Here is a 24990-nt window from a genome sequence, read left to right on the forward strand (position 1 = left end):
AGCGCGAAGGTTTACCGGCATGTCCGAACACAATGAAGAATTAAGACTGCTCCAGTCTGTTTTAGAAATATATGACGAAAAGTTTATTGCAGGGTTTTTGGACGATATCACACCAGGGCACTGGAGCCGGGATACCCTTAGCCGCTGGATCAATGGCAAAGCTCAGCCGCGCCTGAGCCAGCATGAATTTGAAGCACTGCAAAGCCTGTTGCCCGCGCGACCCGCACATTACCGGCGGCCTGGTTTTGATTTTATTGATTTGTTTGCCGGGATTGGCGGCATCCGCAAAGGCTTTGAGGCCGCAGGCGGGCGCTGCGTATTTACCAGCGAATGGAATGCTTACTCGGTCAGAACCTACAAAGCCAATCACTATGCAGACCCGCTGCACCGCTTTAACGACGATATTCGTAAAGTCACCCTGAGTGAGCGGGAAAATGTAACGGCTGAAGAGGTTTTTCAGAATATTAACCGGATGATTCCGGATCATGATGTTCTGCTGGCTGGCTTTCCCTGCCAGCCTTTTTCTATTGCCGGGGTTTCTAAGAAAAACTCTATGGGCCGTGTGCATGGATTTGAATGTAAAACCCAGGGAACGCTGTTTTTTGATGTGGCCAAAATACTGGAAGTAAAGCGCCCGGTTGCTTTTTTGCTGGAAAACGTTAAAAACCTGAAAAGTCATGATAAGGGCAAGACGTTTAAAGTGATTATGGAAGCGCTGGATGAGCTGGGTTATTGGGTGGCAGATGCCCATGACGATGGCGCTGCCGATCCTAAAATTGTGGACGGCCAGCATTTTGTTCCCCAGCACCGGGAGCGGATTGCGCTGGTGGGCTTTCGCAAAGACCTAGGTATTCATGAAGGCTTTACCCTGAGGGATATCAGCCGCTTCTTTCCAAAAGTGAAGCCTGTTCTGGGGGATATTCTGGAGCCGCAGGTGGATAGCAAGTACATCTTGACTGAAAAACTGTGGGAATATCTTTTTAATTATTCGATCAAGCATAAGGCCAAAGGCAATGGTTTTGGTTATGGCCTTGTCAAAGAAAACGATATTACTCGCACGTTGTCCGCACGTTATTACAAAGATGGCTCTGAAATTCTGCTTGACCGCGGCTTTGATCAGAGTAAAGATTTTTATGATTCGCAAAATATTAAAAACCGGCCCCGCCGCCTTACCCCGCGTGAATGCGCTAGGCTGATGGGGTATGACAGCGCAGGAAGCAGCGAATTTAGGATCCCCGTTTCAGATACGCAGGCCTATAAGCAGTTTGGAAACTCTGTTGTTGTGCCGGTTTTTTCAGCAATTGCCCGGCTGATGCAGCCCCGTATTACTGCCGCAATTGCCGCCAGATATGAACAACTTCGGCTGGATATCGATGAGCGATGTACACAGCCTAGCCATCCGCTGTAAAAATATGCGTGCGATCAGGTCGTGCAACACATGCCCTGAAAGGCTGATCCTGCACCCGCTGCAATAAGCGTGATGATGAAACCATGGCAGGCAAGAGATAAAAAACAGCGGCGGTTTGTTCCGCGCTGTGTCTGTAAAACTTTTTAATGACTTAAATGCCGGAATCCATGCAAAAAGATCAACATTTAATTGAAGAAAAAATCAGCAGCGAGCGGGTTTTTGATGGCGCGCTTTTGCATATCAACCGCGATACCGTACGCCTGCCTGATGGCAGCCAAGCCACGCGTGAATATGTGATTCACCCCGGTGCGGTGATGATTATCCCGGTATTGCCGGACGGCAAGCTCTTGATGGAGCGGCAATATCGCTACCCTATGCACCGCGTGTATTTGGAGTTTCCTGCGGGCAAGCTAGATGCCGGTGAGGATGCGCTGGCTTGCGGCCAGCGTGAGCTATTAGAAGAAACCGGCTACACCGCGCAAGAATGGCAAAAGCTGGGCGTTCACCATCCGATTATCAGCTACACCAACGAAGAAATTCATTTTTACCTGGCGCAAAACTTAACCGCGGGCAAGCCTCAGCTGGATGAAGGTGAGTTTGTAGAATGCGTTGCCGTAAGCCTTGATGATCTGATTGCTGGCGTGCTGGATGGATCGATTACCGATGGCAAAACGGTTGCCGGGATTTTCTGGGCAGAGAAGATGTTGCGTGGCTAATGCACAGAGCCTGCTGGGCTCTGTGCATTAGCGCCTTATTGTTTGACGTAAATAAGCCGCGCCGGAACGCTGTCATCAACAATACGTAAACCGTCTTCTTCTATTTGCAGTGGTAGCTTTTCAAATGGCACCGGCCTTGCCTGGTTTCTGTCTAGGCAGGCAAAAGCGGCCAGCCTTTCCTGACGGCGCTCTGCAGGAATGTCAAACCATTGCCATGCGCTTTTACCTTTGCGAAGTGCTGCTCTGGCCCACTCTTCACTTTCGGGCATCTCAATAATGGCATCACCATTTTTATCCGTGATGGCGTCAGATATTTTGCCTGATTTACTTTCAAATCTGACTTCAATCCCAGGAATGGGCCCCAGCCCGGGCACGCCCGTGATGGCTACCCATGTTCCTGCTTCTGCTGGCTTATTAATCCGCATTTCTTCATCACTGAATAGGCGAAATGCCGGGTTTTCAGCTTGCGGGCTGGAGACCAGTATCACTTTGTCTTTTTCCAGATGCCATGAGCCCTGGGCAAATTGATCGAAGCCGCCATAGCTTGTCATCCACTGAAATTGACCATCTTTACTGAGTAATAATTCAGAGCCCACTTCTCGTATGCCTTGCAGATAATAATGGCCGGGCAGGTTTTTTGTATTTTTCACTTCTGCAAAAGCAGCCGTACTCAGGCAGGTGAGCAGCAGGGCGGTGATGATCTTTTTCATTCGGGGGGTCTCCGTCGGCAGAGGGGCTCATCGGGTGAAGAGCAGACCGCTACTTTCCATGAAATCAGTGGCTAAGCCCATAATCTAAAACCAAGCCCATAAAAATCACCGCGCCCACTCGATTATTACTTAGAAAGGCTTTAAAGCAAGCGGCGGGCTCGCGGGCCATGATCTGGCTGTATTGCTGGGCGATCAGGCCGCTGGCAATCAGCAGCGAAATAAAGTAAACCATGCCGCGCTGGCTCTCTAATCCTAGCCACGCCATCAGGGCGATAAAGCCTGTAAAGCAGAGCATCACCGCGGTCACATCGAAGCGGCCAAAGGTGATGGCCGAGGTTTTAATGCCGATTTTTAAATCGTCAGGCCGGTCAACCATGGCGTATTCGGTATCATAAGCCACTGTCCAGAGTAAATTTGCCAGCAGTAAAATCCATGCAAAGGCAGGCACACTGCCGGTTTGGGCGGCAAAGGCCATGGGAATCCCAAAGCTGTAAGCGATTCCCAAATAGGCCTGTGGCAAGGGTAAAAAGCGCTTAGTGAGCGGATAAGTGGCGGCAAGAAAAGCGGCAGGAATAGTGAGTAAGAGTGTGAGCCGGTTTAAAGGTAGCACCAAAACAAGGGCCGCTAATAAGAGTACGGCTGCGAGTAAAAGCGCTTCTTTAGGCTTTACTTCGCCAGACACTAAAGGTCTTTTATTAGTGCGCTCAACATGGCCATCAAAATCACGATCGCAATAGTCGTTGATCAAGCAGCCTGCGGCACGCATTAGGAAGGTGCCTAGGCAAAAAATCAGTAGCAGCATTGGGTCTGGATGGCCATTGCTGGCAAACCACAATCCCCACAAGGTAGGCCAAAGTAATAATAAAGTGCCAATGGGTTTGTCGAGACGCATCAGACGAGCAAAGGCGGGAAGGCGAGATCGCATAGTGGTTGGGCTGTCAGTAAAATGTGCGCTTACTTTGCTGGGCGAAGGCGCTGGCGTCAAGGCCTGTGATCCAGTTAGCATGGAGAAAGTGATTGCTTACATTTTTGGGGGAATGTGGTTTTATTTGCCCATTACAAAGCATTGGGATTTTAACAGCGCAGGCAAAAATACTTCGGTGACCAATAGCTGGTCGTGCCCTGCATAAAATACCGAACGTCTCGCCCATAGCCTTTGTGGCAAAGAGCCCACCGCGGCCTGTGCTTTTTGCCAGAGCGGATGGCGCTGATCTATGCAGCACCAGCTCAGCCCGGAGCGGCGGATGGTGGGATCAGCAAAGAGTAAAGCGCCTAAGGGGCGGCTGCCGGTGCGGCCAAACAAATGAAAACCCTTGCGCAAAGCGGATGCGCTGGTGATGCTGTGGGCGTAAACCAGTGGCGTTTGCCCGCTTTGCAACAGCACTTCGCGGCAGGCGATATGTCCCTGCTGGCTTAGCTTATCTGCTTCGTCCGGATGGGCTTTTTGCCAGCCCTGAAACAGCACCCGCACAGTAATGTCAGGAAAATGCGCCATCAGCATGGCGGTCAGAGAGCCGCGTTCGGTAAGCCAAGGGTGAAGAAGGCGGGGGGCAAGACAAAGGGGAGTGCGCCAGTAATGCGGCAAAGACATAAAAATGCGCCAGGGTGAACAGAGGCTAGATTATAAGCAGTGTCAGCTTGCTTGTGTGCAGGCAGGCATATTATCAGTTTGATGTGATGAGCAACGGGAGTCTTAGCGCTTTACTGCTAAGCTGGAAAAATGAATAAAGTGAAGCTTTTGGGGATCAGTTTTCTGGCGGGGCTGCCAGTGGCCGCTGCGCAGGAGATTACCCTGCGTATCGGGGTGAATCAGCAGTCATCGCCTCCTTATATCATGGGCGACAGCCTGCAATTACAGGCTTTACCAGGAATTGCTATTGAACAGGTACGTGTTGCAGCAACGTACTGCGGTATTGTGCCGGAATTTGAACGCTATCCGCCTTTGCGATTATTAAACAGTTTAAAAAGTAATTTGATTCAAGGCGTGCTCATGCTCTCTTATACCGGGGAGCGTGCCGCTTTTGCTGTTTACCCAATGCGCGATGAATTGCCCGATCACAGCCAGCGTTTAACAACGCTGAGTTACGCTTTTTTTGTCAATCAGACATCAAAGCTGGTTTGGGATGGGAAGAGCCTGACGGGTTTAAGGGGCAAAGTGGGGGCTAATATGGGATGGTCGGTTGTTAAAGATCTGGAGCGGCTTAATATTCCCTATGAAGCGGCGCTCAGTGTTGAAAATAACTTCGCCAAATTAAACGCAGGTCGTATTGATGCCTATGCAACCCAGCAAAATGTGGGTGATGCTTTTTTAGAGCAGCATAAAAAATTTAAAATACGGCGTTTAGAGCCGGATATCAGTACAAAAGATTATTTTTTAATTTTCAGTCAATCTTTTTATGCAGAGCACCCTAATCTGGCTGCGTGTATCTGGAAAAAAATTGGCGATGAGCGTGATAAGTTTTTAAAAAAACGCATTCCTGTTTATTTACGCGAGAAATAATGAATGAATATTGTTGCAATGACCCCCGAATTATTCACCCGCTTCTGGCCAGTGTTTTTTGCAATTATTCAGGCAGAAGAAACCTATGCATTTGATCCGCGTTTAACTGAGCAGCAGGCCTTTGATCTGTGGTGCACTTTGCCCGTCGAAACCTTTGCTGCTGTAGAAAACGATAGGGTGTTGGGCAGCTATTTTATTAAAGCTAATGCCAGCGGCCCGGGGGCGCATGTAAGCAATTGCGGCTATATGGTGGCAGACGCAGCCAGAGGCAAAGGCGTGGCCAAAGCACTGTGCCAGCATTCTAAACAGCGGGCCTTAGCGCTGGGTTTTAAAGCCATGCAATTTAATGCGGTGGTTTCAAGCAATACCGTGGCCGTGGCGCTGTGGCAAAAGCTGGGTTTTGAAGTGATTGGCAGGGTACCTAAAGCTTACCGGCATAAGCAGCTGGGTTTTGTAGATACGTTGGTGATGTATCAGTGGCTGGCGGAAGATGAAAGTGTGACCTGATCTATGAAGCGCGGTGGTTTAAGGTCGGCTGCCTAGTCCGGATAAGTTTAATGTACTTGTAAATCTGCGGGTACTTTGGGCTTTAAATTGTTCTTTTCAAACTCACCTTAAAACAACTCCCTCCTTCAGCTGGCGTTTGATATTCAACGTCCCCGCCATGATGTTCGGCGATGCGTTTCACCAGCGCCAGCCCCAGTCCGTGGCCACCTTTGCCTTCGGGCGTGCCTGGCGGGCGGTAAAAGGGCTCGAAGATATGGGGCTGCGCGGCCGCTGCAATGCCTGGGCCCTGATCACAAATATAAAGCAGTACGCCATCCGCGCCGGAATCAATGCGGATGCTGAATGGCGCTGCGCCATAGCGTCTGGCGTTTTCTAAGAGATTGCGGATTAGGCGTTTTAAGAGGCGCGGGTCTGCTTCAATTTCGGTATCAGTATCAGGCCCCTTTACGCTGGCATGGTAAGGTACGGCTTCAATCTGGCACAGCTCAAGTAAATCAATGCGCTGGGTTTGCAGGCTTTCTGGCCGTGCATCAAGGCGGCTCATCAGCAGGATTTCTTCGACCAGCTCATTGAGCTCGCTGATATTCTGGCTTAGCTCTTTTTGTAAATGAGCAGGGGCATGATCGCCCAGCAGGGTGGCGGCCATTTGCAGGCGGGCCAGTGGCGAGCGCAATTCGTGCGAGGCATGGGCAAGCAGGTTTTTATGTGCATTCAGCAGCTCGGCAATTTGCCCGGCGGCGCGGTTAAAGCGCATCGACAGCCGGGATACCTCGTCCTTGCCATGTACCGGTAAGCGCACAGAAAAATCCCCTTCCCCTAAGGCATCCAGTTGATTGGCGAGCGCTTCTAGGCGGCGGGTCAGCTTGCGTGTTAAGGGGATGGCCGCAATGGCAATGGCCAGTGCCAGCATGGCAAAGCCTGCTAATAGGCCGGGGCTTTTTTCCCGATGCGGTGGGCGGCCAACCAGAATCAGGCGCTGATCAGGCAGGCGTAATTGAAAAATACGCGGCTTATCCTGCATGGGTTCCAAAGGCTCGCCCACGCTGGCAATGATTTGCCCGCCGGCTGCATAGAGGCTGATGGGGATATCGAATTCCTGAGTCAGCAGGGTAAAAGCGGCTGCTTGCTCGCTAACAGGGCGATCAGCATGCGGAAGCGCCGCAGCCAGCAAATTAGCCGTGCCGTGGATTAATCGCCTAGGCGGTTGATCGTCATGCCATTGATAAAGTAGCCCCGCCAGAAGTGCAAATAACACTAGGCTGCCAACAACGGTAAAGTAAATCTGCCAGTAAAGCTTATGCCGCACGAGGAGTCCTTTTAGCAGGGTGATATTTGATGTAGGGCGGGAGAAACCCCATACGTGCTAACCAAATTGTTTTTTTAGCAAACAGCGAAAAAGCATAATAGCTACGTTCTTTGCACAGGGCTTCAAAGTCCCCTTGAAACACGCCGAAGCGAGGAACAAGCGGGGCGGGGTTTCGGCAAGGGAGCGAGGAACGAGCCAATCCCGCCCGCCGCCGACCCGATTGTCCACAGCGAAGGGGCCTTCGTGTTTCGTGGGGTCGCCTTCTTTGGCTTCGTTTCTTGGCGAAGCAAGAAAGGAAGGCCCTGCGGTGGCTACCGCTCCAAAATCTACGTGGCGCAGGCACTAAAAAGATCTTTTTGATTTTGCTTAGCGCCTATGGGGTGCAACCCGCGAGCGATGCTGAAAAAAGTCGGTTTCACCCGCCCTGCGATGATTCAATCCTTGTGCGGCAGCATCTGGTTAAGATTGACAGGTTTGGGTGTATCCACAGAGCGGCACAGCCATTAATCCTCCGTTTTAGCAAACACATAGCCCACACCGCGCACGGTGATGATACGTTTGGGGGCTTTGGAATCGTCGCCCAGCGCTGCGCGGAGTTTGGAGATGTGTACGTCGATGCTGCGGTCAAAGGCTTCCAGTGTTTCACCGCGTACCTGATCTAAAATTTGCTCACGGCTCAGCACTTTTCCGGCGTGGCGGGCGAGGCAAAGTAATAAATCAAACTGGTAGCTGGTGATGCTGCATGATTGCCCCGCAACGATGACGCTGCGGGCATCGGTATCGATTTCTATTTTGCCAAAAATAAGCTGGCTGCTGTTGTCTGTGCTGTGCTGGCGGCGCAAGATGGCGCGCAATCGCGCGAGCAGCTCTCTGGCATCAAAGGGCTTGGCCAGATAATCATCGGCGCCTAATTCCAGCCCCACAATCCGGTCGGTCACATCGCCTCTGGCGGTGAGCATCAGAATCGGCAGCGGGTGGGTTTGTCTGATTTGCCTGCATAAATCCAGACCATCCGCATCGGGCAGCATTAAATCTAAAATCAGCGCATCAAAGCTGCGGCTGGCAAGGGCCGCTAAGCCGCGTTGACCATCGTGTGCTACTTCCACCGCAAAGCCTTGCTGCCGCAAATACTCAGCCAGCATCGCTGTAAGGCGTTCATCGTCGTCGATCAGTAAGAGCTGCCTAGACATGCGATTCCTGTGTGGCTTATTGAGGAGGCGTTTCAGCCACGATGATTCGTGGCTGAAGTGATCATTATTTTAAAATGCCTGATTAACCGTGCTTGCGGCCTCTTCTGTCCATTTTTTCGACCAGTTTAAGTCTTTGTTCTGGTGTCAGAATTTTACTGGCTTCGGCAAGAATAGCGGTCAGTTTACGGGATGATTCATCCATTGCCTTGATCTTGGCAGCGCGCAGGGTTTCCAGCTGTGCGGCATCTACTGTCGTTTGGCTTAGCGCTTTGCGCAGCTCATCCCGATCTTCATGCATGGCCTCACGCTGTGTTTTCATTTCTTTAAACGCTTGCTCTGCCAGCGGTTTGAGCTGGGCTTTTTGTGCATCGCTTGCGCCAACTTCCTGCAGCGCTTTATCTAAGCGGCTCTGCATCATTTTATGCATTTGCTCAGGATTGCCGTGGCGCATGCCCGGCCCGCCACCGCAGTGCTCAGGTGCGGCGGCATAAGCTAAGCCACCTAAAGAAAGCCCCATTACAGCAATAATAGCTGCACGGCGTTTCATATGGCGATGTTGAAATTTGGCTTTAAGTGCGCTGAACATGGTGATTTCCTCAGATGTTGTTTGGTTTTGCAAGAAGACTTGCAACAACTGCAGAATAGCCGCCCGGGGTAAAGCGTATGTGTTGCTTGTGTAAAGTTATGTGTAGATGGCTTTTGAGCTGTGCCTGCGAAAGCATCTGATGGCTCTGAAAGGGCTGAAGTAATCAACAGAGGCCATTTACGGGGGTAACCTTCACTTAAACCGCGGCGCATGGGGTGTTATCATTGCCTATACAGTGTTTACTTATCCTTAAGGAATCCAAATGAAAGACCTGAATACCAGCAATGCCCCTGCAGCGATCGGCCCTTATGTACAAGCTAAAGATATTGGTCAGCTGGTTTTTACTTCCGGCCAATTGCCCATTGATCCGGCTACGGGCGAAATGCCAGCGGCGGCAGGTGCACAGACTACACAGTGCCTGGCCAATGTGGCGGCCATCTTGCTGGAAGCAGGTCTGAACGCATCAAACATCATCAAGACCACGGTGTATGTAAAAGACTTAAACCATTTTTCTGAAGTGAACGAAGCGTATAGCCGTTTCTTTGAAGGCACAGGCAGCTATCCGGCTCGCAGTTGCGTAGAAGTAGCACGTCTGCCAAAAGACGCGATGGTTGAAATCGAAGTGATTGCACTGCGCGCTTAAGGTTTTAAAGTTTGTAAAAGTACCGCAGGGAGGGCCAGGCGGTTTACCCCGCCCTTCCTGAACTTACTCTTCCCATCCCCCGCCTAAAGCCATAAACACCGCAATCTGATTACTGGTAAGTGCTGCATTCGAGCTGGCGAGGGCGCTGCTTGCGCTGGCTAGGCTGCGGTTGGCATCCAGCACGGTCAGGTAGCTTGTTTTTCCTGTTTTATATAACTGTTGTGCCTGTCTTGCGGCTTCGGAGCTGGCGTTGTGGGCACTGATTAGTGCCGCATTGCGGTCCAGTTCGCGCGCGTAAACGGTGAGGGCGCTTTCGACTTCTCTGAGGGCGGTCAGCACGGTGGCGTCGAACTTAGCCAAGGCGCCATCTGCGCCTGCTGTGGCCGCTGCAATTCTGGCCCGAGTTGCTCCGGTGTTGGGAATGGTCCAGGAAATCAGCGGGCCGATGCCCCAGCGCATGGTATTGCTGTCGCCAAACTGATCTAGGGGGCCGGTGGATCCGGCGCTTAAGCCCAGGCTGATACTGGGGTAAAGATCGGCGGTCACAACGCCAATACGGGCCGTGGCTGCGGCTAAGCTGCGCTCGGCTTGGCGGATATCGGGGCGGCGGCGCAGTAAATCACTGCCTTTGCCGCTAGGTATTGTGCTGCTGAGCTGTGGTGTGGTGCTGCACTGTAAAACAGCGGCAGGCAAGGCCGATTCGATGGCTTCAGGCACATGGCCGGTGAGTACGGCAAGGCGGTACATCGCGATGCGGCGCTGCGCCTGCAAAGGGGGCAGTGCGGCTTGCAACTGGGCCAGCAGCCCGCGCGAGCGCACTACGTCAAGTGATGTGCCACGGCCTGCTTTAAAGAGTTTTTCATCCAGACTCAGGCTTTGCTTTTGCAGGCTGACCGATTGCTCAGCTACCTGTAGCTGCCTGCCGGATGAGCAGATATCGGCAAAGGCGCGGGTGGTTTCCCCTGCGACAGACACGCGGACTAGATCATAGGCTGCTTTGGCGGCTTCGCTATCGGCTTGCGAAGCTTCAATGCCCCGGCTGATTTTTCCAACTAGGTCAAATTGGTAAGCCACACTCACGCCGGTGTCATAGCTAAAATCGTCGTCCAGAGCTTTGGGCAAACCTTTGGCTGCAGCGGAAGGGCGGCCATAGCCCGGGGCAAGGTTCATGCTGATATTGGGGGATTGCAGGCTTTGTGCTTCACCCAGCAGGGCGCGGGTGCGGGCAAGGTTGGCAGCGGCCTGGCGTAAATCGGTGTTGGCCGTAAAGGCCTGCTCAACGAGCTGGTTGAGAGCAGGCTCGTGGTAAAGCTGCCACCAGTTTTTAGGTAGGGCTTGCTCGCTTTTAGCTTCTAAAAAACCGCCTTGTGCGGCGCTACTGTTCACTTTGCTATCTGCCGGGCCTTGGTAATCAGGGCCAACGGCAGCGCAGCCTGCTAAGGCTAATATGGCAAATAAAGGTATTTTTTTGAGCATCATCATCTCTTATTTCTTTGCTGCAGGCTGGGCGCTGTCTGTGGTCGCTGGCCCTGCATCCTGATGCTGCTTGTCTGCAGGCTGGACTTTAACCGTCACCGTTTGCCCTGCAACCAGCCGCACTTCTTCAGGGACTTTATCGATGGCCACGCGCACCGGAATGCGCTGGGCTAAACGTACCCAGTTAAAAGTAGGGTTGATATTGGGTAAAAGATTGCTGCTGGGCGCGCGGTCGCGATCGGCAATCCCTGCTGCGATGCTTTCTACATGGCCTTTAATTTCGGTTTTTTGCCCCATGATATTCAGGGTAACGGGGGCATTTAATTTGATTTGCGCCAGCTTGGTTTCTTCAAAATAACCCTCTGCATAGAATGAATCCCGATCCACCAGCGCCAGTGTGGGTTTGCCTGCAGTAGCAAAGCCGCCTTTTTGTAAATCCAGATTGGTGATCACGCCGTTCACCGAGGCATAGACCCGCGAGCGGGCTAGATTCAGCTTGGCCACATCATGATTTGCCACGGCCTGAGCCAGCGCCGCTTGCAGCGATTCAACTCTGGCCAGTGTCTGTTCAATGCTTTCTTGTGAAATCACGCCGCTTAGTGATTTATTACGGCTGGCTTCACGCTCAGCTTGTTTTAAAGCGCTGCGCTGCGCCTGTACGGCCGCTTCTGCCTGGCGTAAAGACAGAGCAAAGCGTTCTCTGTCAATTTCAAATAAAAGCTGGCCTGCTTTAACTTCCTGATTATCCCGTACTGCTACCGCAGTGACCTGGCCGCTTACATCTGGCGCTACCTGAATGACTTGTGCGCGCACCCGGCCATCGCGTGTCCATGGCTCAACTTCATAGTGATTCCAGAGGCGCATGCCAGTAAAAATAGCAGCGGCTACGATGGCCAAGGTAATCAGAATTTGAATTGTTTTTTTCATTTTTTAACTCGATAGAAGCGTGCTGAGAAAGCCTAAAAGGACTACAAAGAGCGCAGTATCAAAGAGCGCCGGGTGCCAGACCCATTGGTAAAATCCGATGCGTTGTAAAATCTGGCGGCTCAGCCAATAAGGCAGAAAAGTCAGAATACAGAGCACTAAAAGCTGCGGCATAAACAGGCCAAAGAGTTCGATTTCCATCATGGCAGTAGTGCCTCTGTGTGCCTGTTGGTCATGGTTTTTCGTCCTGATGATTGGGCAGGGCTATGGCTTGTTGCGATAAGTCTGCGATGGGTTGATGAGATAAATCAGCGGCGGTATCAGGGAATAAGTCGCGGCGAATGCCTGTTAATGCAGCAATCAGGGCAAGCTGCGCCGACGAGCCGCTTTCCTGAATGGCACCGCGTAAAGTGTTGTCCAGCTGGCTGAGCAGGCTGGCAGGTGGGATGGCTTGCCGGGCGCGCTGCGCAAAGTAGGCGGACAGCTGGGCAAGGAGGGGCTGAATATAGAGGGGTAGCTGCTCCTGGTGCTGAATCAGAATGGTCATTTCATGCCCGATGCGTAAATCATTGAGTACGCTGGCAGCAGGGCTAGGGTCGGCTAAGGTGGCTAAGCGCGGTGCAAGCAGGCCCAGCCTGTCTATCATCCGGGCGGCAAAGGCTTTATCCGGCTCGGCTGCTTTGCCTAACTTGGCTAAATCCTGCCAGCCGGCACGCAGCAGCCGGTCGATGATCCATTCTCCGGATAAAGACCGAATCAGCCCGGTTGCCACCAGTGCGCTCGCGACACCGGCTAATTCGCCAAATTTATTGTTTAAAAATGTATTCAGATCGGCCATGGCGGTATCTTGCAAAGCCAGTGTGCTGGCCAGCACCAGCGTGGTCATCAGCGCAGGAAAAGCGCTGGCTGGCCGCATCATAAAAATGCCTAAAATAAAAAACATAGGAAACATCAGCATCGCCAGCATGCCGAAGCTATGGGTGGCGGGTAAAACCACCAGCAGATAAAAAGCCGAAAGCGGAATGGTCACTACCGACAAAATAAAGGTGACTTTAATCGCTGGGGCGGGGTTATCCAGCGCGGCAAAAAGCGAGCAGGCTACCGCCGCCATCACCGGCGCCATCATGCCCGATGGCCAGGCCGATGCAATCCAGAAAGCGCCGCTCAGGGTAATGGCCAAAAACGCCGTCAGAGCCGATCTAAATGCCACGGCCCGGTCCTGGTGCAGTTTATCCATACTGGTTTTGATCAGGATTTTTTCGATATCAGGGCTGATCACCGAAGACGACTGATTCATGGCTCGGCGAATCTCAGCGGCATGGGTGCAGCACTGAATCAGTGCCGTCAGCCGGGTGGCCAGATTGATCAGCAGCACATCCTGCCAAGTGCTTTGTTCGTTAGCCTTGGGGGTGATCGCGGATATTTCTGCACAGAGCACACCGGCCTGCGCGGCATCCGTGCCCGCTTCAAGCCAGGCAGCGATGCGATTAAGCATTGCCTGCCATTCTGGCGGCAACTCGCCCAGGGCCAGCTTGCGGTCTTCAATGGCGTAGAGCAGCGGCAGTGCAAGGGCAAGCTGATCGCATAATCCATTTACTAGCCCGGCTGCCCAGCGTAGGCGTGAGGTATCAAAGGGCAGATGGGTGGCTAAAAGACGCAGCTCAGAAATGGTACCGGCCATTTTACGCCGGTCTGCATCGCTGTCTTTTGCGCTTTTTAAAACATCCAGTATCCATATTCTGGCTTTGTCCCGTGCTTCATCAATCCGCGCTAGCAGATTAGGGCCGACAGGCACCGGTAATATCAGGCTGTGAATCAGCGTGGCGCAAACAATACCCAAGGTGATTTCTTCAACGCGGGCGAGCGCCACATCAAAAATAGCGCCCGGCATGCTGACGCTGGGAAACCCAATCAGGGCGCAGGTATAGCCCGCCAGCAAAAAAATATAGCTGCGGGGGGTACGGTCCAGCAAAGATAAATAGATGCAAAGGCTGATCCATAGCGCCAAAGCCAGCAGCAGTAATTCGGGCGCATTCACTAAATTGGGTACCAGCAGCAGGGTCACGACCGATCCCAGCACGGTGCCAATCACCCGATAAATTGCTTTGGAGCGCACCGCCCCTGAGAAAGGGTGGGCCACAATATAAGCCGTGAGCATGGCCCAGAATGGCCGGGGTAAATCCATGCTGAAGGCGATATACAGCGCCAGCATGGCGGCAGCAAAGCTTTTGAGCGAGAAGGATATTTCAACAAAAGAAGGGAGCTTCACGGCTGCTCGCTTATATATTGTTCCAGAGTCAGGCGGATATGGCTGAAAACCCGGTTGCAGGCTTCAAGATCTTCCACCGTTAGCCCGCCAAACACGCGCTCTCTTAAGCCTGCCAGCAAGAATTCAATTTTGCCTGCCTGAACTTTGCCTGCTTCTGTCAGACAAAGGATTTTAGCGCGGCGGTCTTGCTGGTCTTCTGTGCGCACCACCAGCTCGTCACCGGCCAAGCGATCAATCACCCTGATTAAAGAAGCGGCTTCGATGCCGACCATTTCGGCTAATACACCGTGGCGGATGCCAGGGTTGCGGCCGATCAGCAGCAAAGGCAAGGTGCTCGCTACACTCAAATCGCAGCGATGAGCACACTGATCCACAGCGCTGCGGTACAGGCGCGACAGCAGGGTAATCTCGTGGGGGAGCGAGATGCTTAGTTGCTCTTTGATTGGGCCCATGAATTTATCTCTTTAGCTAATAGTTAGCATGGTAGCTAATTCTATGGCGTTTGGCTTTCCCACTATTGCCATCCGCTCAGTTGCTCGTTTTAAATATACTTAAAAATGAAGTATTACTTCACCGTGATAGGAATTTACTGTTTAAGCCGCTAAATACTTTCAATTTGTGCTGAAGTATGAACATAATCCAGTAAGTTTATTGCCTTGTCATTATGTGCCACTTGTTTTTTTAACCAGATGGAAACTATGAAGCCTTCCCGCCTGACATTTTTAAGCTTAGCGCTTGCCCTTGCATTTCTGCCCGCCATCAGCACTGCGGCTACAAAACCGCCAATGAGCAGCAGTGCCACTTCAGGAATCAAACTCATCCGTACCGTTGAGGGGATGAATGAATATGAATTGAGTAATGGTTTAAAAGTCTTGTTGGTGCCGGATGCCAGCAAACCCATTACCACGGTCAATATCACTTACCGTGTGGGCTCTAAGCATGAAAATTACGGCGAAACAGGGATGGCCCACCTTTTAGAGCATTTGATGTTTAAAGGCAGTAAGGCACATCCAAGGCTGTGGGAAGAAATGAGCCAGCGCGGCGTGCAATTTAACGGCACCACATGGCTGGATCGCACCAATTATTACGAGACTTTTGCGGCTAAGCCAGAAACGCTGGAATGGGCTCTATCCATGGAAGCCGATCGCATGGTGAATTCGCGTATCTCGGGTGACGATTTAAAAACGGAGTTTTCTGTTGTCCGTAATGAAATGGAAAAAAACGAAAACTCGGCCTCGCGGATTTTAATTCAGCGAATTTTATCTGCAGCCTATCAATGGCATAACTATGGCAAAGACACGATTGGGGCGCGTACCGACGTAGAAAACGTCAGTATTCCGCGCCTGCAGGATTTCTGGCGCAAATACTATCAGCCGGATAATGCGGTACTGGTGGTGGCGGGCTCGTTTGATACCGCACAAACGCTGAAACTCATTGAAAAGAAATTCGGCGTGATTCCCCGGCCAAAGCGCATTCTTGAAAGCACTTATACCTTAGACCCTGTGCAGGATGGTGAGCGCAGTGTGGTGGTACGCCGGGTGGGTGAGAGCCAGTTTGTGGGGGCGGCCTACCATACCGTACCTGCCGCACATCCTGATTATGCTGCTTTTGAAGCGCTTTCAATTATTTTGGGCGATACGCCCAATGGCCGCCTTTATAAATCATTGGTAGAAAGTAAATTAGGCACGGGTGTGTTTGCATGGTCGGCTAATTTAGAAGAGCCTGGCTTTATTTTATTTGCGGTTGAATTACGCAGTGAGCAAAATTCAATTGTGTCGGTTGAAAAAAACGACCAAAGCATTGTTGTTGCTAAAAAAGTATTGATTAATACAATTGAGGATTTAGCAGCTAACCCAATCAGTGATGAAGAGCTGGCAAGGGCCAAAGCCAAAATAGACAGTGATATGAACAAAGTATTTAACAGCCCAGAGCAATTGGGCGTGGCTTTGTCCGATCATATTGGTAATGGCGACTGGCGCTTATTATTTTTATTAAGAGACAGGGTTAAAGCACTCAGCAAAGCCGATGTACAGCGCGTGGCGCAAACTTGGCTAAAAGCCAGCAATCGCACGACTGGTGAATTTATTCCCGAAGCGGATCCAAAGCGCGCACCTAAGCCTGCCAAGGTTGATATTGCCGAACAACTGAAGCAATTTAAACCTGGTGTGGCCGTGGCCGCAGGCGAAAGCTTTGATGCCTCACCTAAAAATATTGATCAGCGCACACACAGCGGCCAGTTTGCCAATGGCATGAAATACGCATTCCTGCCTAAATCTACCCGTGGCAATACGGTTTCGGCCAGTTTGTCATTTAATATGGGTAATGAAAAAAACCTGCAGGGTAAAGCGATTATTGCCAGCTTAACTGCGGATATGCTTGATCGTGGTACTAAAAAACTGACGAGCAAGCAGTTTTCTGAGCAATTAAATAATCTGCAAGCCAAATTGCAAATTGGCGGAGATGTGAATCGTGTGTCGGTTTACCTAGAAACCATAAAGGGCAATTTGCCAAAAGTATTGGATTTAGTAAACGATGCTTTACGTGAGCCCGCATTTGATGAAGCAGAGTTCTCTTTGCTCATTAATCAGGAATTAGCTCAACTAGAAGCATCACGTAAAGAGCCGCAAGCGATTGCGGGGGATATACTTAAAAGCAAACTCAATACATGGCCAGCAGGTGATCCGCGCGCTTATATCCCGATTGAGCAAAGAATTGAGCAGACAAATGCAGTTAAGTTGAGTGACCTTAAATCTTTCTGGGATACCTTCTATGGGGCAAATCACGCCGAAGTTGCCATCGTCGGCGATTTTGACGAGGCTGCCATTCAATCCCAGCTGGCCAAGCAATATGGCAGCTGGAATGTCAAACAGAATTACGCCCGCTTAGCACGCCCATTCCAAGCCAATAAAGCGCTGGATATCAAGCAACAAACACCAGATAAAGCCAATGCCTTTTTTATTGGCCGTATTGCCTTGCCTGTGGGCGATCAGCATGCCGATTACCCCGCGCTGGCCTTTGCTAATTATCTTTTAGGCGGCAGTATGAATTCCAGAATTATGGAGCGCATTCGCCAGAAAGACGGGATCAGCTATGGTGGTGGCTCAAATGTGCAGGTATCCAGCCAAGATGAATCGGGTAGTTTCTTAACTTATGCCATTTATGCGCCAGAAAACCGCGCCAAACTGGAAGCGGGGATTCGTGAAGAAATAGAACGGGTACGCAAAGAGGGCTTTAGCGATACAGAAATTAAATTGGGTAAAGAAAGCTTTGTGCAGCAAATGCAATTGTCTCGCACGCAGGACGGCAGTTTAGCGGGCGCTTTGGCCAATAATTTATATTTGGGCAGAACCATGCAATTTAGCGCTGATTTTGAAGCAAGGCTAAAAGCGCTCAGCCCGGAGCAAATTAAAGCGGTGGTGGTGAAATATATCGATCCGGCCCGGCTGTCAGTGGTTTATGCGGGGGATTTTGATAAGAAATAGGCGGTTTCTGCTTCGGGCACGCTGATTAAATGGCTGCCCCGGAATACTGGTATTTGGGCTGAAACGGGCTGGGTCGCCTTGTAATGAAGCTTAAACAATCAGCTTTTGCGGGGTGCCAGTTACAGCGCTCTATATTTTTTAGGTGTAAAAGCCGGCATAAATTGCCGGCTTTTTTTCGTCTGAAACATGAGTCTATTTGCTGTCTTATATCTTACATTTTCATTTCTTGGCATTATTTACACTTTCACTTTGTTTTCATTGTCTTCTATTTGTCATAAAATTAATTTACTAAATAAGTAAGTTTTTTAGTGTTTTACAGCAAGTTATAGGTGGGTTTTGCTGCGTGGTGCTGTTGATTGTGCTTGTTATTTCAGTGTTTATTTCTGTTTTAAAAATTCTAAAAATGCAGGAGCAAAAAGTGAAAACGAAGCAGGCAGTTCAGATTGCAATTATTGGCATGGGGCCGCGCGGACTCACTGTGCTGGAAAGAATCATTGCCCATGCGCTAGCTAAAACAACGCAAGATTTGCTGATTTATCTTTTTGATCCAAGAGACCCCGGCTCTGGCTGTCATTGGCCAAGCCAGCCCGATCATTTATTGGTTAACTCGGTTGCAGGACAAATCACCCAGTTTGCGGATGAAACAGTAAAAGATGCAGGCCCGATTCTTGGCGGGCCTTCGTTTTATCAGTGGCTGACAGATAGCCAGGGTGCAGAAGGCGCAGCCGCAATATGCCCGGATGCTTATTACTCAAGAAGTATGTTTGGCGAGTATTTGCAATGGGTTTATCACTATCTTTTGCATCTTGCGCCTGCAAATTTAAAAGTTGTGTTCTGTAAAGAGCCCATTAAAAGCGTGCAGCGCCAGGCAGATGGTGCATGGACTTTACTGACAGAAACGAGCGAATCCTTTCAGGCGGATTATTTCTTTTTAACCACCGGGCACACCAAGCCTAAGCCGCCGCATGTGCATCAGGCAGGGCCGGCCATTGTGACAGATCCCTATCCGATTGCAGAAAAGCTGGCTTTTATCCCTGCGGATTGCACCGTTGCTATTGAAGGACTGGGCCTGTCTACATTTGATATTTTTTCATATTTAACCGTGGGCAGAGGGGGGCGGTTTGTGCGCGCGGCTGTCACGGGAGCGCTGCAATATATTCCATCGGGGCAGGAGCCAAAAATTTGCGCTTTTTCACGCTCCGGTCTGCCGCTTTCAGCCCGGGCGATTAATCAGAAAGGCGTTTCTGGGCAATACCGGCCACGTTTCCTGACCATGGATAAAGTGCTGGAGCTGCGAAAAACGGGCCCGCTGGATTTTGTTAAATCCATCTTGCCCCTGCTGCTTAATGATATGAAATACGCCTATTACGAGGCTTATTTCAAACAAAAAAAAGGTCATATTGCAGCCATGCTGTTTTGTAATCGCTTTGTTTTTGCCACCTGTGCTGAGGAGAGGCAAAAACTGATTGCAGAGCAGGTGCCTGTGCATGAGCAATTCTCATGGGAGCAGTTAGTCAGCCCTGTTGCTGCAGAGGCTTTGCAAAGTCATGAAAACTTTAAAACATGGCTGATGATGTATCTGGGGCAGGATATTTTTGAGGCGCAGCAAGGCAATATCAATAGTCCTATTAAGGCTGCAAGCGATGTGCTGCGGGATTTACGCGATCATTTGCGGGCCGCAATTGATTTTGCAGGTTTAACAGAAGCATCGCACCGCTGGCTGTATTCCAGCTTTTTGCCGGTGATGAACCGGGTTGCCGTTGGCCCGCCAAAAGAAAGAATTGAAGAGATGCTCGCTCTGATGCAGGCGGGTGTGCTTACCGCCGATTTCGGGCCGGGGGCGGAGTGCAAAAAAGAGGGCGATAGCTTGATTCTGAGCGCTAAACGCTGGCCGCAGCAATGTAAGGTGGATGTACTGATTAAGGCCAGAGTCTCAATGCACAGCCCTAAGGATGATGAATCCAGCCTGTTGCAACAGTTATTGAAGAGTGGTCAGGCACGTTTGTTTTACAACGGGTCTTTTCATCCTGGCGGAATGGATGTGGACCGCAATTTTAATCTGATCGCCGCAGATGGATCGCCCGTCACCAATGCATGGGCCTTGGGGATTCCCACGGAAGGGGCCAAATTTTATACCTTTGTGGTGCCAAGGCCGGGCGTCAATTCTACGGCTGTGGTGGATGCGGGGCGTGCCGTGGCCCAGATGTTGTCCATGGTTGAAAAAAACCATGCGCGCAGCAAAGAGGTTGTTTATGCGGAATAAGGCCTTTAATGGGCTGAGCTTAGCGGGGCTGTCTGCCACATTTGTGGGTAATGGGATTGGCCGTTTTGCCTATGTGGCTTTGATGCCCGCCCTGATCCAGGCCGGGTGGTTTTCAAAAAGTGATGCATCCTACTTGGGGGTGGCCACGCTGGCTGGTTATTTGCTGGGCGCGCCGCTTGCTCATTACTTAACAAAAATGTATTCGCTGAGGTTTTTATTACGAGTAGCGATGCTGCTTTGCTCGATGAGCTATCTGGCCTGTGCGCTGCAAAATAAGGGACTGCCATGGTTTTACTTCTGGCGGACCATGGCGGGAGTGGGGGGCGCAATGCTGATGGTGCTGGCGGCGCCTGCCATCGTGATTCAGCACAGAGAGGCAATACGGGGCAAGGTCAGCGGCATTATTTTTTCGGGCATCGGCCTCGGGGCGATGGCATCGGGAACACTGATTCCTCTGCTGATTTCTCAGAGCGTGGCGGCGGCCTGGCTGGGTATGGGCACGATTTGTTTGTTATTAACCATCCTGACATGGGGGGCGTGGGGGCAGGAAGCACCCGCCACGGCTAAAGCTGCGGCGGCATCGCTTGAGCCGATGTCAAAGAAAGCCAAGGTGGCTGCTTTTTTGGTCTTGCTGGCCTATGTATTGAATGCGGTGGGGTATTTGCCCCATACCCTGTTCTGGATTGATTACATTGTTCGCGAGCTGAAAATGCCACTGGCTGCAGGGGGATTTTTCTGGGCTGTATTTGGCTTGGGAGCAGCCGTTGGCCCCTTGATCACCGGCACTTTGGGTGACTATTTTGGCTTTAAGCGCTGCCTGATGGCGTGCTTTTTGCTAAAGGCCATGGGTGTGGCTTTGCCATTATTCAGCAGCAGCCCGGCTGCATTATTTTTATCGTCCTTTTTGGTGGGAGCATTTACCCCTGGCATTGTGGCCATTATTTCGACCTATATGCTTGAGTGTGTGGGGGCCGCTAGGCATCGCAAAGCGTGGAGTGCCATGACATTTAGCTTTGCCGCTTCACAATTACTTGCGGGCTATTTTATGGCGGCCGCTTCTGTGAATGCCGCGTCTTATCGCCCTTTATTCTTGATCAGTGCGATTGCATTGGTTTTCTCCGCACTGTGTATTTTTCTGGTGAACCCCAAGCCTGAACCTTCACTTGAGCTGAGCCTGAAAGGAAGCCATTAATGCGTCTTTATTTAAATGACACCTCGCCTTTTTCACGATTAGTGCTGATTACTGCCTTAGAAGCAGGCGTGAGCCAACTTGATTTTGTGTGGGTTGATCCATGGGCATCGCCTGAATCATTATTACAACTCAACCCATTTTCGCTGGTGCCTACGCTTGAAATTAAAGAAGAGGAGGCTTTATACGAAAGCCTGTTTATTTGCGATTATCTGCTGGCCCAGGGCAAGGGCGGGCTGAGCCATTCTTCTCATGATGTGGAGCGTTTGCAGCGCTATGCACTGGGCAAGCTGCTGATGGAAACAGCGTTTAAGAAAGTGGTTAATGACCGGTTTTCTGGCCCGGATCACGCCCTTTCAGATCGGGGCATTGCCGCTTTGCAAAGGGCATTGGCACAGCTTGAAATATTGCTGGCTCATCAAGCCGCTCCTTTGTCATTGCCGGATCTGTGCCTTGCTGTTGCGCTGGAATATATCCAGTTCAGGCTGCCCGATGTGTTTGCGGCCCATGCAGGGCCGCAGACGCTTGCCTGGCTGACTCCCTATCAAAACAGGCCGTCCTTTGTGGCGACAACACCGCAGCGGCTTAAAGCACAGCCCGCTTCTTTGCATCATTTGTAAAAATCAGATGCCAAGCCTGCTGGTGCATGCTCTTTTTGCGGGTGGAATCAGTGTGATTGGCGATGGAGGCCACCGCAGCGGTTTGCGAAAACAGCGCAGGGAAGGGGCTGTATGGGTAGACGGGCAGGGGATGGCGGATGATGAGATTGTGGATCTTCGTAGCCATGGCGGGCCAGACCGTGCACTGAGTTTATTTGCTTTTGAGCACTATGCTGTTTTGCAAAAGATGTTTTCTGATACGGCAGAGCCATTGATTGCGGGCAGTATGGGCGAGAATATTGCCTGCCAGGGTGGCACGGATCAGGATTTTTTTATCGGCGATATTTATCGTGCTGGCGATGTGGTATTTCAGATCAGCCAGCCACGAAGCCCCTGCTGGAAGCTCAACGCGCGTTTTGGTCTTCCACATTTGTCAAAAATACTCCAGGAGCAGCACCGGGCAGGGTGCTATGCCCGGGTGCTGACGGCAGGCTTTATGAGTGCAGGCCAGGCCATTACGCTGCAATCGCGCCAGGAGCATTCCTGCAGTATTGCGGCTTTTTGGGAGCAGGTCCTTTGCCGCAGGCCTGATCTGGCCACACTGAGTGCGCTGGCAAATACAGCAGGGCTGGCAGAAGAATGGCGAGTCCGTTTAAAAGACAGAATTCGATGGCTGAAAGCGCTGCAAGTGTAAATGGGCACCCGCTATGCGGGATGCCCAATGTTTTTAAGAGCTCGCCACTTTGCCTCTGTTTACATCATTAACCTGCATCTCTTAATAAAACCAGCGGTGATGTTTTGCTGAGTTTATGCAGGCGTCTGAGCACCGCCAGTGCGGTAATCGCCGCTCCGGCCAGCAGGCTGGCCAAAGGCAGCCAGTAATTAAATGCCACTGGCAGCTCGAGTAACTCCTGGCCGATCACCATGCCGCCAATGCTGGCCATTAGCCCGGCCACGAGGCCAGCAATACCGCCAAGCAGCAGGCTTTCAAACAGCCACACGCTGCGCAGCTTCTTTGAGGTGGCGCCCAGTGCACGCAAGATCGCTGCTTCTCTGGCGCGTTCCGATTCGGTGGTGTCCAGCGCGGCAAACAGCACGGTGACCCCGGCTGCAATGCAGAATAAAAACACCAAACGCAGCGCTGCAGCAGATAAATCCAGAATCCGCCGTACCTCGGCCAGCACCTGGCCCACGTCGATAATGGTGACGTTGGGCAGGGCTTGCACCAGCTCAGGCACAATGGTTTTTTGCGCTTCGCTGAGATGAAAGCTGGTGATCATACTGGTGGGCAAATCAGCAACAAGCGCTTTGCTGGCGACTACAAAAAAGTTAACGCGGAAGGAATCCCAGTTGACTTCGCGCAGATTCACCACCGGTGCGGTGACGGTGCTGCCGGCAATATCAAAGCTCAGCACATCGCCTAGCTTGATATTTAAAGTGGTGGCTAGTTTGGCTTCTACCGAGAAACCAGGCTGACTGTCATTAAGCGGCGTACCCGCAACGATGCGGTTATCGTTGCTCAGAATATCGCCCCATGAAAGATTGAATTCGCGCTCGGCCAGATGTTTGGCGCGGTCTTCCTGGAAGTTTTCCGGCTTGATGGGCTGTTTATTTTGCATGATCCAGCGGCCACGTATCATGCTTTGCAGCGCGGGTGCGGGCATGTGGCGATTAATAAAGCGCTGCTCAAATTGCGCGGCTTGCTCGGGCTGAATATTCACTGCAAAGTGATTGGGCGCATCAGCAGCGACACGGCCTTCCCAGGTTTTAAGTAAATCGCCTTCCACTACGGTGAGCAGCCAGATGCCCAACAGGCCAATTGCCAAAGCGCCCAGCTGGGCAAAGGCGAGACCTGGGCGGCGCAGCAACTGGCGTAATGCCAGCTTAATCGGGTGCTCTGGCAAGATGCGGGGCAAAAGCCAGAGCAGGCCAAGACCGCTGCCGCCAGCAAGTAACAGCGTGGCTACAATCCCAGCACCTACCATCAGGGCCAGTTTGGCTTCTGCGGCAATCCACCACAGCAGCAGTAGCAGGGCGACAAGGGTGAGTGTCCATTGCAAAATCAGGCTGGCTTTGGGCTCTAACTCATGGCGCAGCACGCGTAGTGGCGGGGTGTTTGCCAGTGCCAGCAGCATAGGCCCCGCGCTGCCCATCAGCAGCACAAATCCCAGTAAAGACGCGACCAGCCAGGGCAGCAAAGTACCATCGGGCAGGGCCGCAGGCAGGCGATCCTGAATGCTGAATACCAGTAAGCTTTGCGCGCCCCAGCCCAGCAAGCCGCCAACCACGCTGGCTGCCAGCGTGAGTAGGGCCAGTTGCGACAGTAGCAGGGTACGCACTGTGCCGCGGCTGGCACCTAAGGTACGCAGCAGAGCAACGGTATCAAAATGCCGGGTAGCAAAACGGCGCGCGGCCAACAAAATGGCCATGGCGGCCAAGCAGCCTGCAAGTAAGGAAGTCAGGCGTAAAAAGCGCTCGGCTCGCTCTAAAGCGGTTTTTACTTCGGGGCGCGCATCCCGTACGTCTTCCAGCTTTTCACCCCGGATGAGTTTGGGCTGCACGGCCTGATGCCATGTGGCAATGGTAGCGGGCGGGCCAGCAACGAGCAGCCGGTATTTCACGCGGCTGCCAAAGCCGATTAGGCCACTGGCGGCTAAATCTTGTTGATTAATCATTAAGCGGGGCTGCAGACCAGAGAAATCCATCGCGGCATCGGGCTCGCGCTCAATCAGTGCGGCGAGTTTCAGCCTGAGCTGTCCCACTTCCAGTGTGTCGCCCAATTTAAGCTTTAAAGTGGCCGCCAGCCTTGCATCGGCATAGGCGCTGCCTGCCTCAGGCGCGGTGCTGACATGGCCGTCCGGCGCGAGCTTTAACTGGCCCCGCAGCGGGTAAGCATGGCTGACTGCTTTAACGGAAGACAGCATCACCTGGCCGTTAAACCCTGCCATGCTGGGGAAAACAGCGGTTTCTGCAGTATTTAAACCAAGGCGTTCTGCTTGCTGCCGGTAGCTGACGCTGAGGGCGTGGTCTGAGCTGATGACGGCATCGGCGGCCAGCAGATCATTCGCTTCCAGCGCCAGCAGCTTTTCCATCCTGCCTGACAGCAGCCCTACAGCGGTGAGGGCGGCAATGGCAATGATCAGCGCAGCTAAAAGGGTGCGATATTCCCCGGCTTGAAAGCTGCGGTAAAACAAACGCCAGTTGAGTTTGTGCATGGGGTTT

At 51.8% G+C, this 24990-nt stretch carries 22 protein-coding genes; 10 read left to right on the top strand and 12 right to left on the bottom strand.

Annotated features, from left to right (window positions below):
* Positions 1 to 19: 19 nt before the first annotated feature.
* Positions 20 to 1408: a DNA (cytosine-5-)-methyltransferase gene (gene dcm, locus DYD62_RS06885; protein WP_115226660.1), complete on the top strand. Its 1389-nt coding sequence runs from the start codon at positions 20 to 22 to the stop codon at positions 1406 to 1408.
* A gap of 167 nt (positions 1409 to 1575) precedes the next feature.
* Positions 1576 to 2124, top strand: a complete 549-nt coding sequence (locus tag DYD62_RS06890; protein ID WP_099397068.1) for an NUDIX domain-containing protein — start codon at positions 1576 to 1578, stop codon at positions 2122 to 2124.
* A 35-nt stretch (positions 2125 to 2159) separates the two neighbouring features.
* Here DYD62_RS06890 and DYD62_RS06895 read toward each other — a convergent pair whose 3' ends face one another.
* The 3 genes from DYD62_RS06895 to DYD62_RS06905 form a co-directional block, all read right to left on the bottom strand.
* A complete protein-coding gene (locus tag DYD62_RS06895) occupies positions 2160 to 2834 on the bottom strand; it encodes a hypothetical protein (RefSeq protein WP_115226661.1) in 675 nt (224 codons plus the stop codon).
* 64 nt (positions 2835 to 2898) lie between these two features.
* Positions 2899 to 3759, bottom strand: coding sequence for a 4-hydroxybenzoate octaprenyltransferase (gene ubiA / locus DYD62_RS06900; protein WP_115228230.1), 861 nt, complete (start codon positions 3757 to 3759; stop codon positions 2899 to 2901).
* Between the two features lie 120 nt (positions 3760 to 3879).
* A complete protein-coding gene (locus DYD62_RS06905; RefSeq protein ID WP_115226662.1) occupies positions 3880 to 4425 on the bottom strand; it encodes a chorismate--pyruvate lyase family protein in 546 nt (181 codons plus the stop codon).
* 129 nt (positions 4426 to 4554) lie between these two features.
* Between DYD62_RS06905 and DYD62_RS06910 the strand changes: the two genes are divergently transcribed.
* Together DYD62_RS06910 and DYD62_RS06915 are read left to right on the top strand one after the other, a co-directional pair.
* Positions 4555 to 5334 (top strand): substrate-binding periplasmic protein, encoded by a 780-nt coding sequence (locus tag DYD62_RS06910; RefSeq protein WP_115226663.1) that lies wholly within the window; start codon positions 4555 to 4557, stop codon positions 5332 to 5334.
* Between the two features lie 3 nt (positions 5335 to 5337).
* Positions 5338 to 5841 (top strand): GNAT family N-acetyltransferase, encoded by a 504-nt coding sequence (locus tag DYD62_RS06915; protein WP_233702881.1) that lies wholly within the window; start codon positions 5338 to 5340, stop codon positions 5839 to 5841.
* 82 nt (positions 5842 to 5923) lie between these two features.
* Here DYD62_RS06915 and DYD62_RS06920 read toward each other — a convergent pair whose 3' ends face one another.
* The 3 genes from DYD62_RS06920 to DYD62_RS06930 form a co-directional block, all read right to left on the bottom strand.
* Positions 5924 to 7147: a HAMP domain-containing sensor histidine kinase gene (locus DYD62_RS06920; RefSeq protein ID WP_115226664.1), complete on the bottom strand. Its 1224-nt coding sequence runs from the start codon at positions 7145 to 7147 to the stop codon at positions 5924 to 5926.
* 503 nt (positions 7148 to 7650) lie between these two features.
* Positions 7651 to 8337 (bottom strand): response regulator, encoded by a 687-nt coding sequence (locus tag DYD62_RS06925; protein WP_115226665.1) that lies wholly within the window; start codon positions 8335 to 8337, stop codon positions 7651 to 7653.
* Positions 8338 to 8419: 82 nt separating this feature from the next.
* Positions 8420 to 8923 (bottom strand): Spy/CpxP family protein refolding chaperone, encoded by a 504-nt coding sequence (locus tag DYD62_RS06930; protein ID WP_115226666.1) that lies wholly within the window; start codon positions 8921 to 8923, stop codon positions 8420 to 8422.
* 262 nt (positions 8924 to 9185) lie between these two features.
* Here DYD62_RS06930 and DYD62_RS06935 point away from each other — a divergent pair, with 262 nt between their 5' ends.
* Positions 9186 to 9566 (top strand): Rid family detoxifying hydrolase, encoded by a 381-nt coding sequence (locus DYD62_RS06935; protein WP_099399596.1) that lies wholly within the window; start codon positions 9186 to 9188, stop codon positions 9564 to 9566.
* A gap of 63 nt (positions 9567 to 9629) precedes the next feature.
* Here DYD62_RS06935 and DYD62_RS06940 read toward each other — a convergent pair whose 3' ends face one another.
* The 5 genes from DYD62_RS06940 to DYD62_RS06960 are packed head-to-tail and all read right to left on the bottom strand — an operon-like array spanning position 9630 to position 14687.
* Positions 9630 to 11048, bottom strand: coding sequence for an efflux transporter outer membrane subunit (locus tag DYD62_RS06940; RefSeq protein ID WP_115226667.1), 1419 nt, complete (start codon positions 11046 to 11048; stop codon positions 9630 to 9632).
* Between the two features lie 3 nt (positions 11049 to 11051).
* Positions 11052 to 11969 (bottom strand): efflux RND transporter periplasmic adaptor subunit, encoded by a 918-nt coding sequence (locus tag DYD62_RS06945; RefSeq protein ID WP_115226668.1) that lies wholly within the window; start codon positions 11967 to 11969, stop codon positions 11052 to 11054.
* A 3-nt stretch (positions 11970 to 11972) separates the two neighbouring features.
* A complete protein-coding gene (locus tag DYD62_RS06950; protein WP_099399593.1) occupies positions 11973 to 12170 on the bottom strand; it encodes a DUF1656 domain-containing protein in 198 nt (65 codons plus the stop codon).
* Between the two features lie 28 nt (positions 12171 to 12198).
* Positions 12199 to 14235 carry an FUSC family protein gene (locus tag DYD62_RS06955; protein ID WP_115226669.1) on the bottom strand — a complete coding sequence of 679 codons (2037 nt, stop codon included), beginning with the start codon at positions 14233 to 14235 and terminating at the stop codon, positions 12199 to 12201.
* A complete protein-coding gene (locus DYD62_RS06960) occupies positions 14232 to 14687 on the bottom strand; it encodes a MarR family winged helix-turn-helix transcriptional regulator (protein WP_115226670.1) in 456 nt (151 codons plus the stop codon). The genes DYD62_RS06955 and DYD62_RS06960 overlap by 4 nt, the downstream gene beginning before the upstream one ends.
* Positions 14688 to 14933: 246 nt before the next feature.
* Here DYD62_RS06960 and DYD62_RS06965 point away from each other — a divergent pair, with 246 nt between their 5' ends.
* The 5 genes from DYD62_RS06965 to DYD62_RS06985 all read left to right on the top strand — a co-directional run bounded on the left by DYD62_RS06965 (position 14934) and on the right by DYD62_RS06985 (position 22462).
* On the top strand, positions 14934 to 17717 hold the full coding sequence (locus DYD62_RS06965; protein WP_165928681.1) for a M16 family metallopeptidase: 2784 nt from the start codon (positions 14934 to 14936) through the stop codon (positions 17715 to 17717).
* Positions 17718 to 18135: 418 nt separating this feature from the next.
* Complete coding sequence (locus DYD62_RS06970) at positions 18136 to 19980, top strand: FAD/NAD(P)-binding protein (RefSeq protein WP_165928682.1); 1845 nt, start codon at positions 18136 to 18138, stop codon at positions 19978 to 19980.
* Positions 19970 to 21172 carry a YbfB/YjiJ family MFS transporter gene (locus tag DYD62_RS06975; protein ID WP_115226673.1) on the top strand — a complete coding sequence of 401 codons (1203 nt, stop codon included), beginning with the start codon at positions 19970 to 19972 and terminating at the stop codon, positions 21170 to 21172. The genes DYD62_RS06970 and DYD62_RS06975 overlap by 11 nt, the downstream gene beginning before the upstream one ends.
* Positions 21172 to 21789 (top strand): glutathione S-transferase family protein, encoded by a 618-nt coding sequence (locus DYD62_RS06980; protein ID WP_115226674.1) that lies wholly within the window; start codon positions 21172 to 21174, stop codon positions 21787 to 21789. The genes DYD62_RS06975 and DYD62_RS06980 overlap by 1 nt, the downstream gene beginning before the upstream one ends.
* A gap of 7 nt (positions 21790 to 21796) precedes the next feature.
* A complete protein-coding gene (locus DYD62_RS06985) occupies positions 21797 to 22462 on the top strand; it encodes an MOSC domain-containing protein (protein WP_115226675.1) in 666 nt (221 codons plus the stop codon).
* 67 nt (positions 22463 to 22529) lie between these two features.
* Here the strand turns inward: DYD62_RS06985 and DYD62_RS06990 are convergent, their stop codons facing one another.
* Complete coding sequence (locus DYD62_RS06990; protein WP_165928683.1) at positions 22530 to 24983, bottom strand: ABC transporter permease; 2454 nt, start codon at positions 24981 to 24983, stop codon at positions 22530 to 22532.
* Positions 24984 to 24990 lie beyond the last annotated feature (7 nt).

The sequence above is a fragment of the Iodobacter fluviatilis genome (assembly GCF_900451195.1).
GTDB lineage: Bacteria > Pseudomonadota > Gammaproteobacteria > Burkholderiales > Chitinibacteraceae > Iodobacter > Iodobacter fluviatilis.

What these genes read in the sequence shown, in the direction of transcription:
- dcm (WP_115226660.1), top strand. Translation starts at nt 20, where the DNA reads ATGTCCGAACACAATGAAGAATTAAGACTGCTCCAGTCTGTTTTAGAA.
- DYD62_RS06890 (WP_099397068.1), top strand. Translation starts at nt 1,576, where the DNA reads ATGCAAAAAGATCAACATTTAATTGAAGAAAAAATCAGCAGCGAGCGG.
- DYD62_RS06895 (WP_115226661.1), bottom strand. Translation starts at nt 2,834, where the DNA reads ATGAAAAAGATCATCACCGCCCTGCTGCTCACCTGCCTGAGTACGGCT.
- ubiA (WP_115228230.1), bottom strand. Translation starts at nt 3,759, where the DNA reads ATGCGATCTCGCCTTCCCGCCTTTGCTCGTCTGATGCGTCTCGACAAA.
- DYD62_RS06905 (WP_115226662.1), bottom strand. Translation starts at nt 4,425, where the DNA reads ATGTCTTTGCCGCATTACTGGCGCACTCCCCTTTGTCTTGCCCCCCGC.
- DYD62_RS06910 (WP_115226663.1), top strand. Translation starts at nt 4,555, where the DNA reads ATGAATAAAGTGAAGCTTTTGGGGATCAGTTTTCTGGCGGGGCTGCCA.
- DYD62_RS06915 (WP_233702881.1), top strand. Translation starts at nt 5,338, where the DNA reads ATGAATATTGTTGCAATGACCCCCGAATTATTCACCCGCTTCTGGCCA.
- DYD62_RS06925 (WP_115226665.1), bottom strand. Translation starts at nt 8,337, where the DNA reads ATGTCTAGGCAGCTCTTACTGATCGACGACGATGAACGCCTTACAGCG.
- DYD62_RS06930 (WP_115226666.1), bottom strand. Translation starts at nt 8,923, where the DNA reads ATGTTCAGCGCACTTAAAGCCAAATTTCAACATCGCCATATGAAACGC.
- DYD62_RS06935 (WP_099399596.1), top strand. Translation starts at nt 9,186, where the DNA reads ATGAAAGACCTGAATACCAGCAATGCCCCTGCAGCGATCGGCCCTTAT.
- DYD62_RS06940 (WP_115226667.1), bottom strand. Translation starts at nt 11,048, where the DNA reads ATGATGATGCTCAAAAAAATACCTTTATTTGCCATATTAGCCTTAGCA.
- DYD62_RS06945 (WP_115226668.1), bottom strand. Translation starts at nt 11,969, where the DNA reads ATGAAAAAAACAATTCAAATTCTGATTACCTTGGCCATCGTAGCCGCT.
- DYD62_RS06950 (WP_099399593.1), bottom strand. Translation starts at nt 12,170, where the DNA reads ATGATGGAAATCGAACTCTTTGGCCTGTTTATGCCGCAGCTTTTAGTG.
- DYD62_RS06960 (WP_115226670.1), bottom strand. Translation starts at nt 14,687, where the DNA reads ATGGGCCCAATCAAAGAGCAACTAAGCATCTCGCTCCCCCACGAGATT.
- DYD62_RS06965 (WP_165928681.1), top strand. Translation starts at nt 14,934, where the DNA reads ATGAAGCCTTCCCGCCTGACATTTTTAAGCTTAGCGCTTGCCCTTGCA.
- DYD62_RS06975 (WP_115226673.1), top strand. Translation starts at nt 19,970, where the DNA reads ATGCGGAATAAGGCCTTTAATGGGCTGAGCTTAGCGGGGCTGTCTGCC.
- DYD62_RS06980 (WP_115226674.1), top strand. Translation starts at nt 21,172, where the DNA reads ATGCGTCTTTATTTAAATGACACCTCGCCTTTTTCACGATTAGTGCTG.
- DYD62_RS06985 (WP_115226675.1), top strand. Translation starts at nt 21,797, where the DNA reads ATGCCAAGCCTGCTGGTGCATGCTCTTTTTGCGGGTGGAATCAGTGTG.
- DYD62_RS06990 (WP_165928683.1), bottom strand. Translation starts at nt 24,983, where the DNA reads ATGCACAAACTCAACTGGCGTTTGTTTTACCGCAGCTTTCAAGCCGGG.